The sequence below is a fragment of the Vibrio sp. EJY3 genome, from assembly GCF_000241385.1.
In the GTDB taxonomy this organism is placed as follows: domain Bacteria; phylum Pseudomonadota; class Gammaproteobacteria; order Enterobacterales; family Vibrionaceae; genus Vibrio; species Vibrio natriegens.
Window position 1 is genome coordinate 180,786 of record NC_016614.1, and the last position, 17,719, is coordinate 198,504.

Annotated in this window: 17 protein-coding genes; 12 read left to right on the plus strand and 5 right to left on the minus strand. The window is 45.2% G+C overall.

Going from position 1 to position 17,719, the window contains the following annotated elements; all coding sequences use genetic code 11:
- The first annotated feature begins 95 nt into the window (after positions 1–95).
- Positions 96–944: a YdcF family protein gene (locus tag VEJY3_RS16755; RefSeq protein WP_014233590.1), complete on the plus strand. Its 849-nt coding sequence runs from the start codon at positions 96–98 to the stop codon at positions 942–944.
- On the opposite strand, the gene VEJY3_RS16760 is transcribed toward VEJY3_RS16755, so the two are convergent.
- Together VEJY3_RS16760 and VEJY3_RS16765 are read right to left on the minus strand one after the other, a co-directional pair.
- Positions 919–1,590, minus strand: a complete 672-nt coding sequence (locus tag VEJY3_RS16760; protein WP_014233591.1) for a hypothetical protein — start codon at positions 1,588–1,590, stop codon at positions 919–921. The genes VEJY3_RS16755 and VEJY3_RS16760 overlap by 26 nt on opposite strands.
- 212 nt (positions 1,591–1,802) lie before the next feature.
- Positions 1,803–2,063 (minus strand): DUF333 domain-containing protein, encoded by a 261-nt coding sequence (locus VEJY3_RS16765; protein ID WP_014233592.1) that lies wholly within the window; start codon positions 2,061–2,063, stop codon positions 1,803–1,805.
- Positions 2,064–2,309: 246 nt separating this feature from the next.
- Here VEJY3_RS16765 and VEJY3_RS16770 point away from each other — a divergent pair, with 246 nt between their 5' ends.
- On the plus strand, positions 2,310–2,828 hold the full coding sequence (locus VEJY3_RS16770) for an NUDIX domain-containing protein (RefSeq protein ID WP_014233593.1): 519 nt from the start codon (positions 2,310–2,312) through the stop codon (positions 2,826–2,828).
- Between the two features lie 560 nt (positions 2,829–3,388).
- On the opposite strand, the gene VEJY3_RS16775 is transcribed toward VEJY3_RS16770, so the two are convergent.
- Entirely contained in the window at positions 3,389–6,076 is a 2,688-nt protein-coding gene (locus VEJY3_RS16775) for a DUF2339 domain-containing protein (protein ID WP_014233594.1), read from the minus strand.
- Between the two features lie 366 nt (positions 6,077–6,442).
- On the opposite strand from VEJY3_RS16775, the gene VEJY3_RS16780 reads away from it, so the two are divergent.
- From VEJY3_RS16780 to VEJY3_RS16805, 6 genes are all read left to right on the plus strand, one after another.
- Positions 6,443–8,251 (plus strand): sodium:proton antiporter, encoded by a 1,809-nt coding sequence (locus VEJY3_RS16780; protein ID WP_014233595.1) that lies wholly within the window; start codon positions 6,443–6,445, stop codon positions 8,249–8,251.
- Between the two features lie 210 nt (positions 8,252–8,461).
- Positions 8,462–9,481, plus strand: coding sequence for a type 2 isopentenyl-diphosphate Delta-isomerase (gene fni / locus VEJY3_RS16785; protein ID WP_014233596.1), 1,020 nt, complete (start codon positions 8,462–8,464; stop codon positions 9,479–9,481).
- Between the two features lie 189 nt (positions 9,482–9,670).
- The gene (locus VEJY3_RS16790; protein ID WP_014233597.1) at positions 9,671–9,934 is read left to right on the plus strand and encodes a DUF3012 domain-containing protein; all 264 of its coding nucleotides are present in this window, start codon (positions 9,671–9,673) and stop codon (positions 9,932–9,934) included.
- A 192-nt stretch (positions 9,935–10,126) separates the two neighbouring features.
- A complete protein-coding gene (locus VEJY3_RS16795; RefSeq protein ID WP_014233598.1) occupies positions 10,127–10,528 on the plus strand; it encodes a GFA family protein in 402 nt (133 codons plus the stop codon).
- Between the two features lie 234 nt (positions 10,529–10,762).
- Positions 10,763–12,442: an LruC domain-containing protein gene (locus VEJY3_RS16800; protein WP_014233599.1), complete on the plus strand. Its 1,680-nt coding sequence runs from the start codon at positions 10,763–10,765 to the stop codon at positions 12,440–12,442.
- A 10-nt stretch (positions 12,443–12,452) separates the two neighbouring features.
- Positions 12,453–12,908, plus strand: coding sequence for a hypothetical protein (locus VEJY3_RS16805; RefSeq protein WP_014233600.1), 456 nt, complete (start codon positions 12,453–12,455; stop codon positions 12,906–12,908).
- 140 nt (positions 12,909–13,048) lie between these two features.
- On the opposite strand, the gene VEJY3_RS16810 is transcribed toward VEJY3_RS16805, so the two are convergent.
- Positions 13,049–13,399 (minus strand): rhodanese-like domain-containing protein, encoded by a 351-nt coding sequence (locus VEJY3_RS16810; protein WP_014233601.1) that lies wholly within the window; start codon positions 13,397–13,399, stop codon positions 13,049–13,051.
- Positions 13,400–13,657: 258 nt separating this feature from the next.
- On the opposite strand from VEJY3_RS16810, the gene VEJY3_RS16815 reads away from it, so the two are divergent.
- Positions 13,658–13,948, plus strand: a complete 291-nt coding sequence (locus VEJY3_RS16815; protein WP_014233602.1) for a co-chaperone GroES — start codon at positions 13,658–13,660, stop codon at positions 13,946–13,948.
- 32 nt (positions 13,949–13,980) lie between these two features.
- On the plus strand, positions 13,981–15,579 hold the full coding sequence (groL, locus tag VEJY3_RS16820; protein WP_014233603.1) for a chaperonin GroEL: 1,599 nt from the start codon (positions 13,981–13,983) through the stop codon (positions 15,577–15,579).
- An 89-nt stretch (positions 15,580–15,668) separates the two neighbouring features.
- Here groL and VEJY3_RS16825 read toward each other — a convergent pair whose 3' ends face one another.
- Positions 15,669–16,277: a LysE family translocator gene (locus VEJY3_RS16825; RefSeq protein ID WP_014233604.1), complete on the minus strand. Its 609-nt coding sequence runs from the start codon at positions 16,275–16,277 to the stop codon at positions 15,669–15,671.
- Between the two features lie 103 nt (positions 16,278–16,380).
- Here VEJY3_RS16825 and VEJY3_RS16830 point away from each other — a divergent pair, with 103 nt between their 5' ends.
- Together VEJY3_RS16830 and VEJY3_RS16835 are read left to right on the plus strand one after the other, a co-directional pair.
- Entirely contained in the window at positions 16,381–17,244 is an 864-nt protein-coding gene (locus tag VEJY3_RS16830) for a LysR family transcriptional regulator (protein ID WP_014233605.1), read from the plus strand.
- Between the two features lie 88 nt (positions 17,245–17,332).
- Entirely contained in the window at positions 17,333–17,695 is a 363-nt protein-coding gene (locus VEJY3_RS16835) for a VOC family protein (protein ID WP_014233606.1), read from the plus strand.
- Positions 17,696–17,719 lie beyond the last annotated feature (24 nt).

The window sequence follows — 17,719 nt, forward strand, 5'->3', positions numbered from 1 at the left end:
GGATGTTAATCCCTAGGAGGCAGTTGGCAAAGAAGATTTTTATATTATTGCCAACTCAGGCGCTAAGCAGCCGAGAAATTAATAGAGATCGTAGTATGAAATTAGACAATGTGGTTATTGTTCTCGGTAAGCGTCTCGTCAAGAACAAACTAAGCCCGGAAGGGATTTCAAGAGTGCAAGCGCTCGTCAGTTCCCTTGGCTCATTGTCTGTAGAAAATACGGCAATCTTATTTTGTGGCGGCAAAACTCAAGGGCAAGATATCGCAGAGGCGGATGCGATGTTCAGCTATTTCCAGACACTCAATCATTCACTCTCACAGCCATTCCCGAAAAGTCAGATTCTAATTGAAAATCGTTCTTTAAATACCTTTCAGAACATGAGGTATGCGGCGGAAGAGTTGTGTCATAGCGGCTTATTTCAGGCTGCTGAGTATCATCAATTCCCGATTAAAGTGACTCTTGTTTCTAACGACTATCATCTGGAACGAATTATAGAAATTCAAACCTTAATGGATGAACAGGGGCTATTGAGGGTGCTTAAAACACAGAGTGCTTCAATGGGGATGGAGCTTAGTATTGCTTTAGATATTGATCAGCACATTAGCGTGCCATACCCGCATCATGGAGCATCAGCTCAAGCGTTTTTACTGCTTGATGAGCTGACAACCTACCGAGTTTATTTAGAAGGCGCGATTCGCGGAGTGTTTAGCCGAGGCTTAGCTGCTGTAAGAGCGAAGCCGTTGCATATTGCTCAAACCGCGATAGAAAAACTAGAGATGCTCCCTCTAGACCATGAATCCTTGCAGAATATTCAGGAAATAAAAAAGGCCGTCGCAATGACAGCCTTTGATGATAATTTAAACGTGGTTCAGCAAGCTTTAGATATCATACACCCGCTCTTAACCGCAATGAACCGAACTATCGATCCTGAGTCTGCGCTTTAATTTCACCACGGGTGCGGAATGCGCTCAGGGCAATCAAGCTGTAGCACAGTAGCTCAATCCCTTCTTCAGAGATATTTTTCACGTCGCGGACGTAGCTTTCATCCATCACATGGCGCCAAAAGCTGCCCATTCCGTAAAGACGTGAAAAAACAAGCAATAGCACAACTGAGCCGATTAATAGCTTCATGTGTGGGTTTTTTAGGATTCTCGCCATCTCATTCACGCTGCCTTTGCCGCCTTGATAGGCTTTCGCACAGGCTAAAGCAGTAACAGTTAGCGCAGGAAATACCCAAGAACCGTGATGAATCATATCCATCCAGTAATCCATTTCACGAATCATGAGTACAGCAAAAAAGCCAGAAATCAGGATTGCAGCGTGTTTCAACTCAGGAGTATGTTTCGATAAGCTGAAAAATGACCATGATGCAATTGCCAGCATGACTAACTGAAGTGATTCCGTAATCGATAATTCACCCAGACTTGAATCTAATACAACGTAATCGAGGCGAATACTTAGATTAACAACAATGCTGATTGCAACAATCATCAATGCACTCAAGCATGCGCGATAAATGGTGCGCTTTGATTCATCAGTGATGACGTTGGTTTGTGCTGCTTCGGTCTCTTTAACTATTTGTGCTTTCATTTTGACCACCCACTCCAGAAATGTGGAAAAACCGTGAATTTATGTGATATTTGTCTCGAATTTTATTGTCCGGTTGGAAAGTTATGTCATGAGATTGTCAGGAATGTCAGAGGGTCCGTACAAAATGGACAAACTAGTTTCAGTAGCACAAATAAAAAGGAGCCATGTGGCTCCTTATTACTGAATTTCGTTTACGATAAACTCGTTGAAGGTTAGTAGTCCTCACCCTCCTGATGGTTTTCCCGATAATATTCCCATTGTTCAGCGCGTTCATCATCTGAAAAGACACAATAGGTTACACGTTCACCGTTCTCTGTAACGGTGTCCAGTTCTCCTCCTTGTTGAACACAATATACAGATGCCGGATTTGCTACGGATGTGTATTCAGTCGAGCGTGTTGCGTTATCGTAAGTGGAACAACCAGCGAGCCCAGCAGCTACTGCCATAGTTATTAGTAAACTTGTCTTATTCATTATTGATCTCCGCATGGGATGGACGAGTATTGTATTGATTATAGGCAACTTTCGTCGGTTCATGTCCTAACGATGATAAAAGTATGAAGGCGAGGCAGGTTGAGAGATTCAAATAAGATCTCGATCTACTTCCCCAGGTTATGATGAACTTTAAATTAGAGTCAGATAGACGCTCGGAATTGTAACTTGGGAAAGTAAGACAATTTAGGTAGTATGCGCGCAAAAGCATTCACTACGGAATCCTCAATGAGACACTTAAAATCAACGGTTCATCCAGATATTGATCATCTCGACGATAAAATCATTTTTAAGCGTAATGCTGCACGGGCCATCGTGCTTGATGGTGAGAATGTATTACTGCTCTACACGGAGCGCTACCATGATTACACGTTACCTGGTGGTGGAATTGATGATGGTGAAGATATCATTGCCGGATTGGTTCGAGAGTTAGAGGAAGAAACTGGGGCAAATAACATACACAGCATTAAGCCATTTGGTCTTTTTGAAGAGTTTCGACCTTGGTACAAAGATGACGCCGATGTGATGCATATGATCTCTTACTGCTATACCTGCAAAATTGATCGTGAGTTAGGCGAGACGGCTTATGAGGATTACGAGGTTAAGAACGGTATGCGTCCTGTGTGGATGAACATCCATGAGGCGATTGCACATAATGAGCAAACAATGGCTGAGAGCCCGAAAAAGGGCATGAGTATTGAGAGGGAAACCTTTTTACTGCAACTGATCGCCAAAGAGCTGCTTTAACTATCCATAAGCTTGCGCAGCGCAATGTCGGTGCGACTTTATAACGTTAGCCCAATAAAAAAGTCCGAGCTCCCCCCCGGAACTCGGACCTATTCCAGACGCGCAAGCGAAGCGTCATCTCGATGTTCGAATCTGTTATCGCGTTAGAACTTGTTACCGCGGTAATAGAACAATAGCCGTTTTATATTTGATGTGTAAATGGTTATTTAGTCTAACGGCTTTTTTTAATCACTGATGAGAAGTATATCCATCCAATTACAGTTGTAATTTGGGTAACTATCAGTAAACCACTGCTCTTTCTTATCTTTGAGATACAATACCTTAACTTTGGTAAACACGCTTGCATCAAGATCACGAGTTATTAATTTAGACTGTCTAGGTTTTATAATTTTAACTTTTACCTGACATTTCTCAGGGCGTAATTTTTAGTTCCGGTTAGTCCATGAAGCAAGTCGGCTTAAGTCGTTTAATCGCTGAGAACGTTGATATGTCTCTTGGAAAAATACAAAAAGAGATTCCGGACGGCTTGTTTTTAGCACGTCGGGAATCTCGGATTTGAATCAAGTTTTGGAAGGTTCCGAGACGGAACGGTGAAATTTCTGGAACAACCACCCAAGCGCAATTAAAGATGCGCCCAAGCCCAGGAAGCTAATAGCACGCCAGAAGCCATCCAGAGAACGTACATCCCACAGGAACACTTTTAACGCCACGCACGCCAGGATGATGAGACCAATACGTTGCATATTCATTGATTTTCGAATCACACCAGCCCATGTTAGTAATCCTCCAACAAGCAACCCTGCGACCGAATAACTGAATAGCTCGGCCATGCTGGTCGATTGATATAAAGTCATAGAATTTGTTTGCCAGAACTGTCGGATAGACATACCCAACCAGATAGCTGCAAGTGTAAACCCGATTCCTGAGATAACATGACGGTGAATTCGTAATGTGTTCCACTTCCTAAATACCGCAGCAGTTAGAATACATGCCGGTAGCAGCCAGCCTAAACTCAACATATTGAAAAGAGGGATGGCTTGAGCGGATACGTTATCAACGTTTAATGGCGATTCAATCGTATTGAGTAACAAAGTCATTAAAGCAAATATGCTCCAAAGCAAGTAACTGTATGCTTGGTAGACGTAAGTGAGTTGCTGTGCGAACTGGCTGCGGTAACTGTATACGAAGCCCATGACTAAAGCCTGGTTCGCGAAGACAATGGCACTGGTAAAGTCGATGTGTCCAAGGTAGCCATATTGTCCCGTTAACCAGTAGTTTGTTTGTGTGAACAATGCGATTAAAAAGACGTGCAGAAATGCACCTTCAAACCAATTGGCGAGATCAACGTCTGCTCTGGTTAGCACGGATCGAGCATACGCAAGAATAACGAGTGCAGGTAGATAACTGAGTAGTACCCACGCCCAGTGCCCTGTTTCAACTGGCTGCCACTGAGGAATAAATGGCAGAAGCGTCAGGCGAACAACCAAAGCACCCATCATTATTTTGACTGCCCAACTGGCAGGGCGAAAATAACCTGCCTGTATTTGTAATGCCATCACAGCCACTTGTGCCGAAATCGCAGTAGTTAGCCACGTATCGCTAAGCCAAACAAAGGAACAGCCTGCAACGATAGCATGAACGACTGCGGAACATTCGTAGGCGAGTCGCGTTAAACGCATGCCCAAATAAACGTAGCAGACTGCAACTAAAGCCGTAAAGAACGTCCAATACCAGGCATAGCTGTACATAAACTCGTGTGCGTAAAACAGAACGATTAGCGTCATTGAAGGTGCAAGGGCGAGCAACAAGACACTGGTTATGGAAGAGCGATCATTGAGCCCTTGTATATAGTTCCTTAGCGCAATAAACATGATACTCAATGCTAATGCGAGCAGAATACTGCTCTCACTCTGTGACATGTAGAGCGTGTCAAATGCGACCGAAACAACCAATATAGCGGTTGCTGATACCAGAACCGAAGGCAGGAAAACTCGCGTTGACCAACCCTTACGTAATGCGGGTAGCCAGATAGCTGCAACAAGTAAAATATAGCAATACGCCATTTGAAAAACGTTAAGTTCGGGCATTCTTGTTATTGCAGAAAAGGTCAGCAATACGATAGCAAGAGACGTGATGACTGGAGGGTTTGTCCATTTATTCTGGCAATGGCGATAACGAGGGTTGAGTGTCCACCCTAATCTTGGCAAGGCATAAACCAGATACAACGTGAGCGACAAGTAAATATAAGACCAGGAGAATAAACTCTCTGTCGGAATACTTTCTATCAGAATGAGCATCCAAAGCGCATGCGGTATGGTACTACTCGGTGAGATCCAAGCCCTGCGTACCTTCTGCATAAGCAAAGTGGCCGCAATGGAAATGGCGCTGATGTAACCCGCCAACAGGAAATAATCAGGTTCAGCGCCGCTTATCCATAAGGGCGCAGTGTAGCCGCCGATTAATCCCAACACGGCCATTAATGGCCCCTGCCTTAATGACAAAGCAAGGCTGGAAAATGCGGCGACAGCTAAGATCAGCAATGAGATGCTTGGTGTCAGCATCTGGTAGACAACAAACGCAAAAATAACCGTACAGTAAACGCCGGTCAGGCCAGTTCCAGTAATGGCGGCTGGCACATAAGTGAACCCTTGGGCTCGTTGTGCTCGTTCTGGATCGCGCTGTTCTTTTCGGTGAAACCACTCGCCTGCCGCGATCATGGCAAAAGATAAGGTGAATGCAAAAGCGATACGTACGAAGGGTGAAAACTCAATATGGCTGCCAATCACTTGCACCAAGTAGCCGCCACCAATAAGCATCGCCAACGCTCCCACCCAGACGAGCCAGTTTTCTTGGAGGCTGGAGAGTAACTTTTCGGTTTTGTTTTCCCAATGACTGTTGTCGTTCTCGGCGAAGCTCGCAATCTGAATATCTTCCTGAGCAGTCTGCTGCGCGAAGAGCGGCACGGTTGGTGACTCTAGAGCATCATCAGGCTCTGCTTTAGGTTGCGAAGGTACTGCGTCGTGAACATTCGTTTGGCTTGAAGTCGCAGTAGTGGGTTCAGAAGCAGGAGCGGAAGACGATTCACTTGTTTCTGGTTGGCTTTGTTGATCTAACCATCGTGAGCGGAAATCCGACAGCTCTTTGCGGAGCTGCGTTATCTCGTCTTCCAGATTTGAAATTCGTTTTACTGCTTTCAATGTAATTAGCAAGGCGAAAAACGCCATAATCACCGCGAATAAAGTCAACAAGTGCTTTTCTCCCTATCCTGGTCTTTTCAACGGCCTCATGAGGATTCTTAACTTTGAGCACCCAAGTTAAAGCTTAGTTCACGGTCTATACCTGTGAGCGTTGGGATGCTAGGTTCCGCCTAAAATTTTTAGAAACGCTGAAAGAACATTCTACATGTCGAATGTGAGTAGGTAAGTCTCCTTAACGGGAAATGCAGTAAATTCTTAGACTTGCGCGATGATTTGGGGCTTATGTTTCTCTTTTTGGTAATTTTTCGTGCGTTGAACGGTGGAGTAAACGTGAACTCAACTATATTAGTAATTTCAAGCAATAAGATTGTCTCTTGCGTGTTTACGCTAAAACAACGATAAGAATAGGTGACATAGATGCAAGTTGGTAATGAAGCGCTGGTGCTATCAGCGGTTGGGGTGATTGGTTTAGGGTGTCAGTGGTTAGCTTGGCGACTTCGTTTACCAGCGATACTGTTTTTGCTGTTGGCTGGCCTTGTTGTCGGGCCATTAATGCAGTGGCTGAAACCGGATGAAATATTAGGAAACTTACTCTTTCCGTTGGTCTCGCTGGCAGTGGCCGTTATTCTGTTTGAAGGAAGCCTAACGCTAAATTTTAAAGAGATTCGCGGAGTGAGTGGCTCAGTGTGGAGTATCGTCTCTTTTGGCGCGATTATCTCTTGGGCCGTGACGAGTGTGGCGACACATTATTTCTTGGGTTTTTCATGGGAGCTGGCAATGTTGTTTGGCAGCTTGACCGTCGTAACGGGGCCTACCGTGATTGTCCCACTGCTAAGAACTGTGAGACCAAACAGCACTCTGGCTAATATTCTGCGTTGGGAAGGGATTCTGATTGATCCGCTTGGTGCGCTATTTGTGGTCATGGTTTACGAGTTTATCGTGTCACACAGCGCGGTCAATAGCGTCGAAGTCTTTGCCAAGATCATCGCCGTTGGTGTCATTCTTGGCGTTGCATCTGGCGCGGCGGTGTCCGCAGCGTTGCGTCGGGCATGGTTACCAGAATATTTACAGCCGTTTGCCGTGTTGATGGTGGTACTTGGCGTCTTCTCGGTTTCCAATCATTTAGAATCTGAAGCAGGGCTGCTTACTGTCACCGTTATGGGGATGTGGCTCGCCAATGCAAAAGAGATCAACATTCAGCAGATATTGCACTTCAAAGAGCACTTGACCATTTTGCTTATTACCGGCTTATTTATCTTTTTAGCCGCTCGCATAAGCTTGGATGACTTTACTGCTCTGGGATCTGGCGCCTTGATGCTATTTGTCTTCATGCAGTTGGTCTCGCGTCCGTTATCAATATTTCTCGCTACGATACGCAGTAATTTAGGTCTCAAGGAAAAACTGTTTCTATCATGGGTTGCACCGCGCGGTATTGTTGCGGCCTCTATTTCGTCTCTTTTTGCTATTAAGCTAATCGAATACGGCGTCAGTGGTGCTAGCTTGCTTGTACCAATGACCTTCATGGTAATTATTGGAACCGTTGTGCTACAAAGTGCGACGGCTCGCCCTGTTGCGGTTGCCTTAGGGGTCGCAGAGCCTGCGCCGAGAGGTTTCTTATTGATTGGTGCGAACCGAGTTGCCAGAGAAATAGGTCAGGCATTAGCGCGTTATGACAGGCGTGTTCTCATGACGGACTCAAACTGGGAATACATCAGTCAAGTTCGCATGCTCGGTTTGGATTATTACTATGGGAACCCGATATCCAGCCACGCAGACGATAACCTCAACTTAATTGGTATTGGCCAGGTTGTCGCCCTGACGCCGGATCAACATTTCAACATTATGGCTTGCATGCAGTTTGTCGATGAGTTCGGCGAAGATAAAGTGCATTGTCTGCAAAAAACCAAAACAAACGGTAATGGTAGTGAAAAGCACACCGTCGCACAGGAATATCATGGCAGGCTGCTGATGGGCGGGAATGTCAGTTACAGCCAACTGGCGAGTTTATTGAGCCGTGGAGCGGAAATAAAACATACTAAGCTCAGTGACAGTTTCACCTATCAGGATTATTTGGCGCATCACAATAGCAATTTGCTCATTCCACTGTTTCATGTGGAAGAAAAGGGCAGAATTCACTTCTGTGATGATCCCGAACAGTTTGCTCCAAATACGACCAGTACGGTGGTGTCTTTGATTATGCCTGAAAGTAATCAACAGCCGTTATAGAATCTATTGAGTTGGCATCTTGCCGGTTTTTTATCCAAGCTTATAAAAGCTGCTGGCCTCACATGCGTTAAACTTGTGAGGTAAAAAGCAAAGTAAATCAATGACCTTGTTAGGTTTAAAGGAAGTGCGGCGGATATTTCAGAAATTTCGCATTGACGTTACTGATAAGGATCGCAATACTGCGCGACTGTTTTACTTTAGGGTGACATTATGGCTCCGCAAACTAATCGAAAAGATTTACACCTAGACGCTGTTTTACATCATGACATGAGCATGAAGCATAAAACGGCGGGCTTCGAGTCTGTCGAATTTGAGCACTGTGCGCTGCCAGAATGTGACTTTAACGCCATCGACTTGTCTACCGAGTTCTTAGGTCGAAGGCTGGCTCTGCCATTTTTAATCAGTTCGATGACAGGTGGAGCCAAAGACGCGGAAGCAATCAATTGCCGTTTGGCTGAAGCGGCAAGTGAATTAGGCATTGCGATGGGGGTAGGCTCTCAACGCGTTAGTCTGGAACAGAGTCTGAACTCAGGTTTAGGCCGAACGATTCGGGACCTGGCTAAAGGTGTGCCGTTGTATTCCAACTTAGGTGCGGCTCAACTGCGTGATAAAGAAAATTTGGACAATGCTCAACGAGCCGTAGACGCTATTCAAGCCGATGCTCTCATCGTACATGTGAACCCGATGCAAGAAGCTTTTCAGGCAAATGGCGACCACAACTGGATTGGTGTGATTCATGCGATTGAAAAACTGGAATCACGAGTGGACGTTCCGATCATCGTCAAGGAAGTCGGGTTTGGTATTAGCGGCTCTATAGCTGAAAAACTGGTCGACGCAGGTGTTAAAGCCATTGACGTGGCGGGAGCTGGCGGCACTAGCTGGAGTGCGGTCGAAGGCTTTTGCCAGGAGAATGCCCGTATGAAGCGTGCAGCGGAGCTGTTTCGTGACTGGGGAATACCAACGGCTACCTGTCTTGAACAAATTCGCGCTCAGTACCCTGCGTTACCTTTAATCGCATCTGGCGGTGTTCACAACGGGTTAGAAGCTGCCAAAGCGATCCACTTGGGCGCTAATTTGGTTGGCCAGGCGGGTGCTGTACTGAAAGCCGCGACAATAAGTACTCAAAACGTAGTCGAACATTTCGAACAAATGGCACTGGAATTACGTTTGGCGTGTTTCGGTACTGGATCGGCGAATCTATTTTCTTTGCCTACAGCGAAGCGTTTATAGTCGCAGGACGATGTGTGCGCTAGTCCAATGATTTTAGATAAATTGTCGATGTCTTAACACGTAGACTGATAATTTAGTTATAGTTTATACAAAAGTCGCTTCAAGATGTTGTGTTCGACAGTCATGTTTGATTGCCTCATCTGGGCGTTACTTGTCTAGAACATTCTTTGACACTGGAACCTAAATCTTATGAAAAAATTGGTAATGTTACTGTTGGCGTCTGCGGCTTTAACTGCTTGTAGCGACGAAGTTGGCACCGAGAGTTGGTGTAACGACATGCGAGACAAACCAAAAACTGAGTGGACAACAGAAAGTGCCATGGATTTTGCTAAGCATTGCGTCCTTCAAGATGGCGTGGGCAGTGAACAGTGGTGTAAGGACCTGAAAGAGAAGCCAAAAGGCGACTGGACTGCGAATGAAGCGTCTAGCTACACTAAACACTGTATTTTCTAATTGAGCTGAAACGCTCAATGTTTATCTCCCAAAGCCAAGCTCACTGCTTGGCTTTCTTATATCAGCAAGCTTTTATTACCTTTTCATTTCATTTTTGAAAACCTGCATTTCCCTTCTTTTATTTGTCTTATACCAATGGCATGTTTATCTCTAAATCAAGCTTATGTACTCACGACTAAGAAAGGGACGTTCATGAAACTACTTAAAGGCTCATGCTTGTGTGGCAAAGTAAAATTAGAAGTGGCGGATGAATTCAAATACATGGGAAATTGCCATTGCTCTGAATGCCGTAAGTTTACGGGCTCTGACTATTCTTCGGCTGGTGGCGTTGCGCTGGATAAGCTGCTGATAACGGAAGGTCAAGACTACATTCAAGCCTATAAAAAGAGTCAAAATACCGAGCTGTGCTTTTGCCGTCATTGCGGTTCGAGTTTGTATTCGAAAAAGAATAACGGGATCGTAAACATTCGTCTGGGCGTTTTGGATGATGCGCCTTCACACAAGCCAAGCTTTCACATTTTTGTTGGCTCAAAAGCGCCGTGGTTAGAGATAACCGACAATCTGACTCAGTTTGAGGCGGGACCAAAGTTTTAGGTCAAATCCTTCACTATCGTGAGGCGAATACCAACGCCTCGCGCATTAAACCTAAGTGTGCACGAGCACGCTTTCTACGCTCCCAAGGCTTCTATTTCGCTTGTCATGTTCATTCTCAAAATGAGAAAAATAGAATTATCAACATAACCAGTTGTTAAGTAGTTGATTTTATTTAGGCACCATAATTGCTCTTTCTTGCATATGACCAACGTCCGGTTTAAGAAGGGGAACATTATGAGAACAGGGAAACTACTTGCGCTTTCTGGCTGCTGCTTATCACTTTCAGCGAATGCGCTCACGACCAGTGATTTTACTTTTGAATCTGGTAGTGACAGTTCAAATTATTCAGCAAAAGGTAAACCCGTTAATACCTATTCGGTTGCAGAATCTTTACCACAAGATGTGCTTAGCAACGTTTACTCTATGCTGCCAGAAGGCACGCTCGTCAACAGTGCCTTTATTGCGCCAGAACGTTATTCCAGCATTGATATTGATGACGAACTGAATGGTGCGGAGTTCGCAACAGCAAAAGTCACCTTTTTGAATGAGGGAGCAGGGTATCGAAATACGCTCGGTTATTTCGTTTTTGATACGAACAATCCACCCGTCAATAAAGATGAAATCGAAGCGCACGTGATCATTTTTCCTAACACATCTAAAGCACCAGATGGGGAGATGCAAGAAGGCGACACGATCGACTTAAATGTGCAGCTCACCGCAGGTCAAACTCTCGCATTCTTTATTATTCCGAATGGCTGGGGGTGGTCTGGTTTGTATAACAACATCGCCAGCCTTGGCAGTTGGGGCACGCCGTTTTATAGCTTCTCGAGTCTGAACCCAGAGTCGACTTCAGAAAATCGTCGTCACAATGTGGCATTTATCGACACGCAAAATGAGTTTCTCGTGCTGGGTTTTGAAGATATTTTTCGTCCAGATGGCGACAACGACTTCAACGATTTGCTGTTTACTGTCGAAGTCAGCCCATTCACTGCCATTGATGGCGTCAACACCGATGGCTCCACAGATTCGAAGTACGAGCCACTAGTGCAGGAAAACAACCCAGAAGTCACGGTGACCTCGGTGTATCCAAGCTCAGACACGTACGCGACGATGGCGTTTGAAGATCGCTGGCCACTGATGGGCGATTACGACTTCAACGATGTGGTGTGGCGTTATCGTGTCACCGAGTTACTAAATGGTCAGCGTGAAATCAAAAACATCACTTTTGATTTCACGCTGCAGGCGATGGGGGCTGGGTTCTCTAACGGTTTTGCTATTCATCTGCCAAATGTAGACTCAACCAATCTTGCGTCGACAGAACTGACACGAAATGGCGAACTCGTTAATCATCAAGTGGTGCAATCCGGTGGTGAGGCGGTGCTTGTGGTCTCGGAAAACTTGCGGAAAGACTTAGAACTATTGGGTGAGTTAGACAGCAGCTGCACTTTCTATCGCACTCAAAACGCGTGTATTGACCAACAAACATCTGATGTTCTTAATTATCAACTCACGGTTGAGCTATCGAACCCCGTGTCACGTGAGCAGGTAGGGTATCCGCCGTATGATTCTTTCATCTTTGCTTCTAAAGATTTGTACCATGGCGATTTTACTGCAACCCCTCCAGGTATGAGTTGGCAAACACACTTCAAATCCTTCGCGGGAACGAGTGAGATGAATAATACCTTCTTCAATCAGCACGACGATAATTCCGGTGGCTCTGAATCATTTTTGACGGACAACAACATGCCATGGGCAATCAACATTCGTGATGAGTGGGATCATCCGGTCGAAAACGTCGACATCAGTAAAGCGTATAAAGCTTTTCCAACTTGGGTAACCAGCAGTGGCGAATCAGACACTAAGTGGTATCAAGCCTCAACTGCTAACAAAGTAATTCCTGCGACTCAGCAGTAAGGAGCCTGACATGAAACATTCAACAAAATTACTTATCACTTCATTGATTTCGGCACTAACCGTGGCTTGTGGAGGCGGCGGTGGAGGTGGTGGTTCAAGCACTCCTCCTACGCCAGCTGTAGCAGAGATTAGCGACAACACGGCGGATATCGTGGCGGAACGCGATTTCTCATTTGATATCGGTGAAAAAATTACTCTCTCTGTTAACTATACTGGCTCGACTGAGGGAGCTTTGCACTTGTACTCAAAAGCGGCGTATACCACAGAGAATGGCACAGTGATTGCCGACCCAACATCTCGTGTGACGACTGTTTATCCAACGGTGACGGAAGACGTAGAGCTAGAAGTGAACGGAAACTGGACGCACCTTTACGCTCAATGGGTACCGATGAGTGCCAAGGAGTCTGAGCAAAATTGGTCTATTGCGCTAAACAACACCAATAACAACTATCACCTTGATTTTTAGTGTGTGATTTTACGAAGAGTAGGGGGCGCTCGCTTAAAAGGACTTAAGCGTTTTTTATCAAACTAGGGGAACCAACAGAGCGCGTTGTGATAAATCGGCAACGCGCTCTGCTTTTTTATCGACAAGAGCAAATCAAGGCGCTATTTAGCGCTTTGTAACTCTTCAAACCCACCTGCGTTATGCAGATTCGTGAAACCTTGGGATTGGAGATACTGATAGGCTTGCGCTGAACGGTTGCCGCTGCGGCAGTACAGAACGATCAATTGATCTTTATTGACGTCTTTAAAATGCTTATCCAGTTCAGACAAAGGGAAGTTCACCGCATTGTCTAAATGCCCTTGAGAGAATTCTTGCGGAGTACGCACATCGACGATCATTGCGCCTTGCTCTATCAGCTGCCAACCTTGCTCTGCGCGCTCAGAAGCCGCGACGTTCGGAGCAAGCAAACCTAAGCTCAGCGTTGCAAGAACCAGAGAAACTACCTTTTTCATACTTTCGTTATCCTTATCAAACTAAGTGTGCCACTGCGTACTATGCCCACCATCATAGATCCAATAAGAGTGATGGTGAATGAGAATTTCCAATAAAGGGCGTTGTTCAAACCAATAAAAAATTTTTATGAATTTGCCCCTTGAACTGCAATTTTTCGACCTTATTATTTTCAGCGTAAGCGAGCATACGACTCGCAACTTCATCTTTATGTTCAATTTTTGTCTTTTATTTTTTGTATTGAGTAGGAGGCACTCCAAATGAAAATTCGTCCTTTAAATGACAAGCTGCTTGTTGAAAGACAAGAAGTGGAAAATACATCAGAAGGGGGAATCGTTCTAACTTCTCAATCGGTTAAAAAGTCCAACCGAGGTAAGGTCATTGCTGTTGGTTTAGGTAAGCGTCTGGAAAATGGCGATCGCGCAGCGATGGAAGTCAAAGTGGGCGACCAGATCATTTTCAATGACGGTTACGGTGTGAAAACCGAAAAAATTGACGGCGCAGAATATTTGATTCTGTCCGAGTCTGATGTGTTAGCAATCGTTGAGTAATTGTTTTTGTAGTAGTTTTTAAGGAGATAACCATGGCTGCAAAAGATGTGTTATTTGCTAATGACGCGCGTCAAAAAATGCTGAAAGGTGTGAACTTACTTGCCGATGCAGTAAAAGTGACACTCGGTCCAAAAGGTCGCAATGTTGTTTTAGATAAATCTTACGGTGCGCCAACCATCACGAAAGATGGGGTGTCTGTTGCGAAAGAAATCGAGCTGAAAGACAAATTCGAAAATATGGGCGCACAAATGGTGAAGCAAGTTGCGTCCAAAGCGAACGATGAAGCGGGTGATGGTACAACAACCGCAACGGTGTTGGCACAATCTTTCATCAACGAAGGTCTTAAAGCGGTGGCTTCGGGCATGAACCCAATGGACCTAAAACGCGGTATCGACAAAGCCACCGAAGCGGCAGTTGAGAAACTACGTGAAATGTCCAAACCATGCAGTGACAAAGAATCCATTACTCAAGTTGGTAGCATTTCTGCAAACAGCGATCGTGCGATCGGTGAAATCATTGCAGAAGCGATGGAAAAAGTAGGTCGCAATGGTGTGATTACCGTTGAAGAAGGTCAAGGCCTGGACAACGAATTGTCTGTGGTTGAAGGTATGCAATTCGACCGCGGTTACTTGTCGCCATACTTCATTACTAACCAAGAAAATGGCAGCGTAGAGCTAGAGAATCCATACATTCTTTTGGTGGACAAAAAAGTCAGCAGTATCCGTGAGCTATTGCCAGTGCTGGAAGCGGTGGCAAAATCTTCTCGATCACTATTGATCATTGCTGAAGACATCGAAGGCGAAGCGCTGGCGACACTGGTCGTGAACAACATGCGTGGTATCGTACGCGCAGCGGCGGTAAAAGCACCTGGGTTTGGTGACAACCGCAAAGCGATGATGGAAGACATTGCGGTACTAACCGCGGGTACCGTTATTTCTGAAGAAATCGGTCTAGAGCTAGAAAAAGCAACGATAGAGCAACTGGGTAGTGCGAAGAAAGTTACTATCAACAAAGATACAACCACGATCGTAGGTGGTATTGCCAAAGCCGAAGCGATTGCTGATCGCGTGGCGTCGATTGAAAAACAAATGGAAACCACGACATCTCAATATGACAAAGACAAGCTACAGCAACGTATTGCGAAGCTTTCTGGTGGCGTAGCCGTGATCAAGATCGGTGCGGCAACCGAAGTTGAGATGAAAGAGAAGAAAGATCGCGTGGACGATGCGCTACATGCAACTCGTGCCGCGGTTGAAGAAGGTATTGTCGCTGGTGGTGGTGTGGCCCTAACTAAGATCGCGAAAGAATTGGCGGATCTAAAAGGTGAAAACGATGATCAAAACGTTGGTATCCGTGTTGCACTCCGTGCAATGGAAGAACCTCTTCGCCAAATCGCAGCCAACGCAGGTGATGAAGCATCCGTAGTTGCGAACGCCGTAAAAGCGGGTGATGCAGATTACGGTTACAACGCAGCTACGGGTGAATACGGCAACATGATCGAAATGGGCATCCTTGACCCAGCGAAAGTAACACGTTCTGCGCTTCAATTCGCGGCGTCTGTTGCTGGTTTGATGATCACCACAGAAGCGATGATCACTAACCACGTAGATGACAAAGAGCTTGATATCTAACGAAGTGAATCGTTAGTAATTAAGTCATTGTTATACAGCCATAACATTGCAAAGTTAAAGCGGGCTCAAATGAGTCCGCTTTTTTCTAATTATTTCAATCCAAGCATAGCGCCGAACAGGATCAAGCCCGCTCCACATGCTTGATTGAGTCGATGCTTCACCTTGAGCAGTAGCGTTTGTAGATATGGCGAGGTAAACAGTACCGCTACCATCGAGAACCAAATACCGTGCAACGCAATCATATACGCCCCATAGATCAGAGCGCTGTTTTGGTTGTCCGCTTCAGGGTTGATTACTTGACTAAAGATACTTAAGAAAAACAACATCGTTTTTGGGTTGAGGACATTACACAGAAAGCCCTGAAAAAAAAACTGCCAATCAGGTGCACACGCGTGTGCGGCTTGCCCTTCGGCTTGCAGCGATGGTGAAGCAAAAAGGCCTTTTAATCCGAGGTACACCAAATAGGCCGCACCTAAGTAACGAATCATACTAAACAGCCATTCATTTTGTGAAATTAAGTAACTGATCCCGAATAAAGAGTAGGAGATATGTATTGAGATAGCGAGGCTAATTCCGACTGCGCTCCAAATGCCCGCGCGTCTGCCTTGGTTAATGCTATTTTTTAATACCAACACAAAATCGGCTCCAGGGCTAATAACGATAAGTATGCCTAGTAACGCAAGGCTGAACAACTCCATGATGACTCCTGCTTATTTGTTGTTATGGACACTCGAATTGTAGGCTGACAACTCGAAGACTATAATCGAAACAAATTCCAAAACCTGTGAGAATAATTCACACATGAGGCACCTAAAATCCTTTCAAGTTTTTCACGTTGCGGCGTCTTCATCCAGTTTTACAGAAGCGGCAGATAAGCTGAGCATTACTCATGGTGCAGTGAGTAAGCAGATAAAAGTGCTAGAGAGCTATCTCGAACAGCCTCTGTTTTACAAGCAAGGTCGAAATGTCTTTCTCACGAAAGAAGGGGAAATATTGAAAGGTTATACGCAGCAAGCTTTTCAGGCTTTGGAAAACGGCGTGAGCAAATTACAGCAACAAAAGCATCAATGCTTAGAGGTGTCGTGTGAACCAACCTTGACCATGCGCTGGTTGATGCCGCGGCTGTCTGATTTTAATGAGGGATGCGGAGCTGACGTTCGTTTGTCCACGGCTGGGGGGCCAGTAGCACTAGGTTCAACTGGGCTCTCTATGGCGATTCGTCGAGACGATTTTGAGCCACTGCACGAATACCCAAAAACGCTATTAGTTGAAGAGTGGGTGGGTCCTGTTTTCTCTCCAAATTATTGGCAGCAAGTTAAACAAGACGTGTGCAAAGTTAAGTTATTACACAGCAAAACCAGACCGGACGCTTGGAGAGAATGGATGGCAAGCGCTGAGCATCCAGAAATGCGTGAGAATGCGCAGCAGACTTTTAACCATTTCTACTTTTGTATTCAAGCCGCGATAGATGGTTTAGGCGCTGCGTTAGGATCTTACCCTTTGGTGATGGATGATCTTGAGCGTGGTAATCTCATTGCACCTTTTGGCTTCACGTTATCAGGCTATGATTATGTTTTACTTCATCAAGATAAGGCTCTAACTCAATTAGAACGGAAGTTTGTGGATTGGTTGCAGGAACAAATAGCAGAATGCGTACCATCGTAATAAGAAATTAAGGAGCTAGCTGGTGAGATGCTCTCGCGTTGCTTAAAGTTGATTGATAAGTCAGTGTTACTGAATTTGGATCTAGGAAATGGAAAACCTGAATATTGTAGAAATAAAGTCGTTTGTACCAGCCAAGGATTATGAGCTTTCAAAGCAGTTTTATCAGGAAGCTGGTTTTGAGATGGCGTCCGATTTTGGTGACGTGGCGTACTTCTTCCGAGGGAAGCATGTTTTCCTTTTACAAAACTTTTATGAGCCGGAACATTGCCATAATTTCATGATGCATTTGCTGGTGGAGGACGTCCAAAGCTGGCACCAGCATCTGTCACAATTGAATCATGATAAGTTTGGTTCCCGTCTTACTGATTTGGTCGATCAGCCCTGGGGGATGCGTGAATGCTGTCTGTTTGACCCAAGTGGCGCGTTGTGGCGTATTGCTCAGAATATCTAAGCCTTACAAGCGTGTATAGTTCGA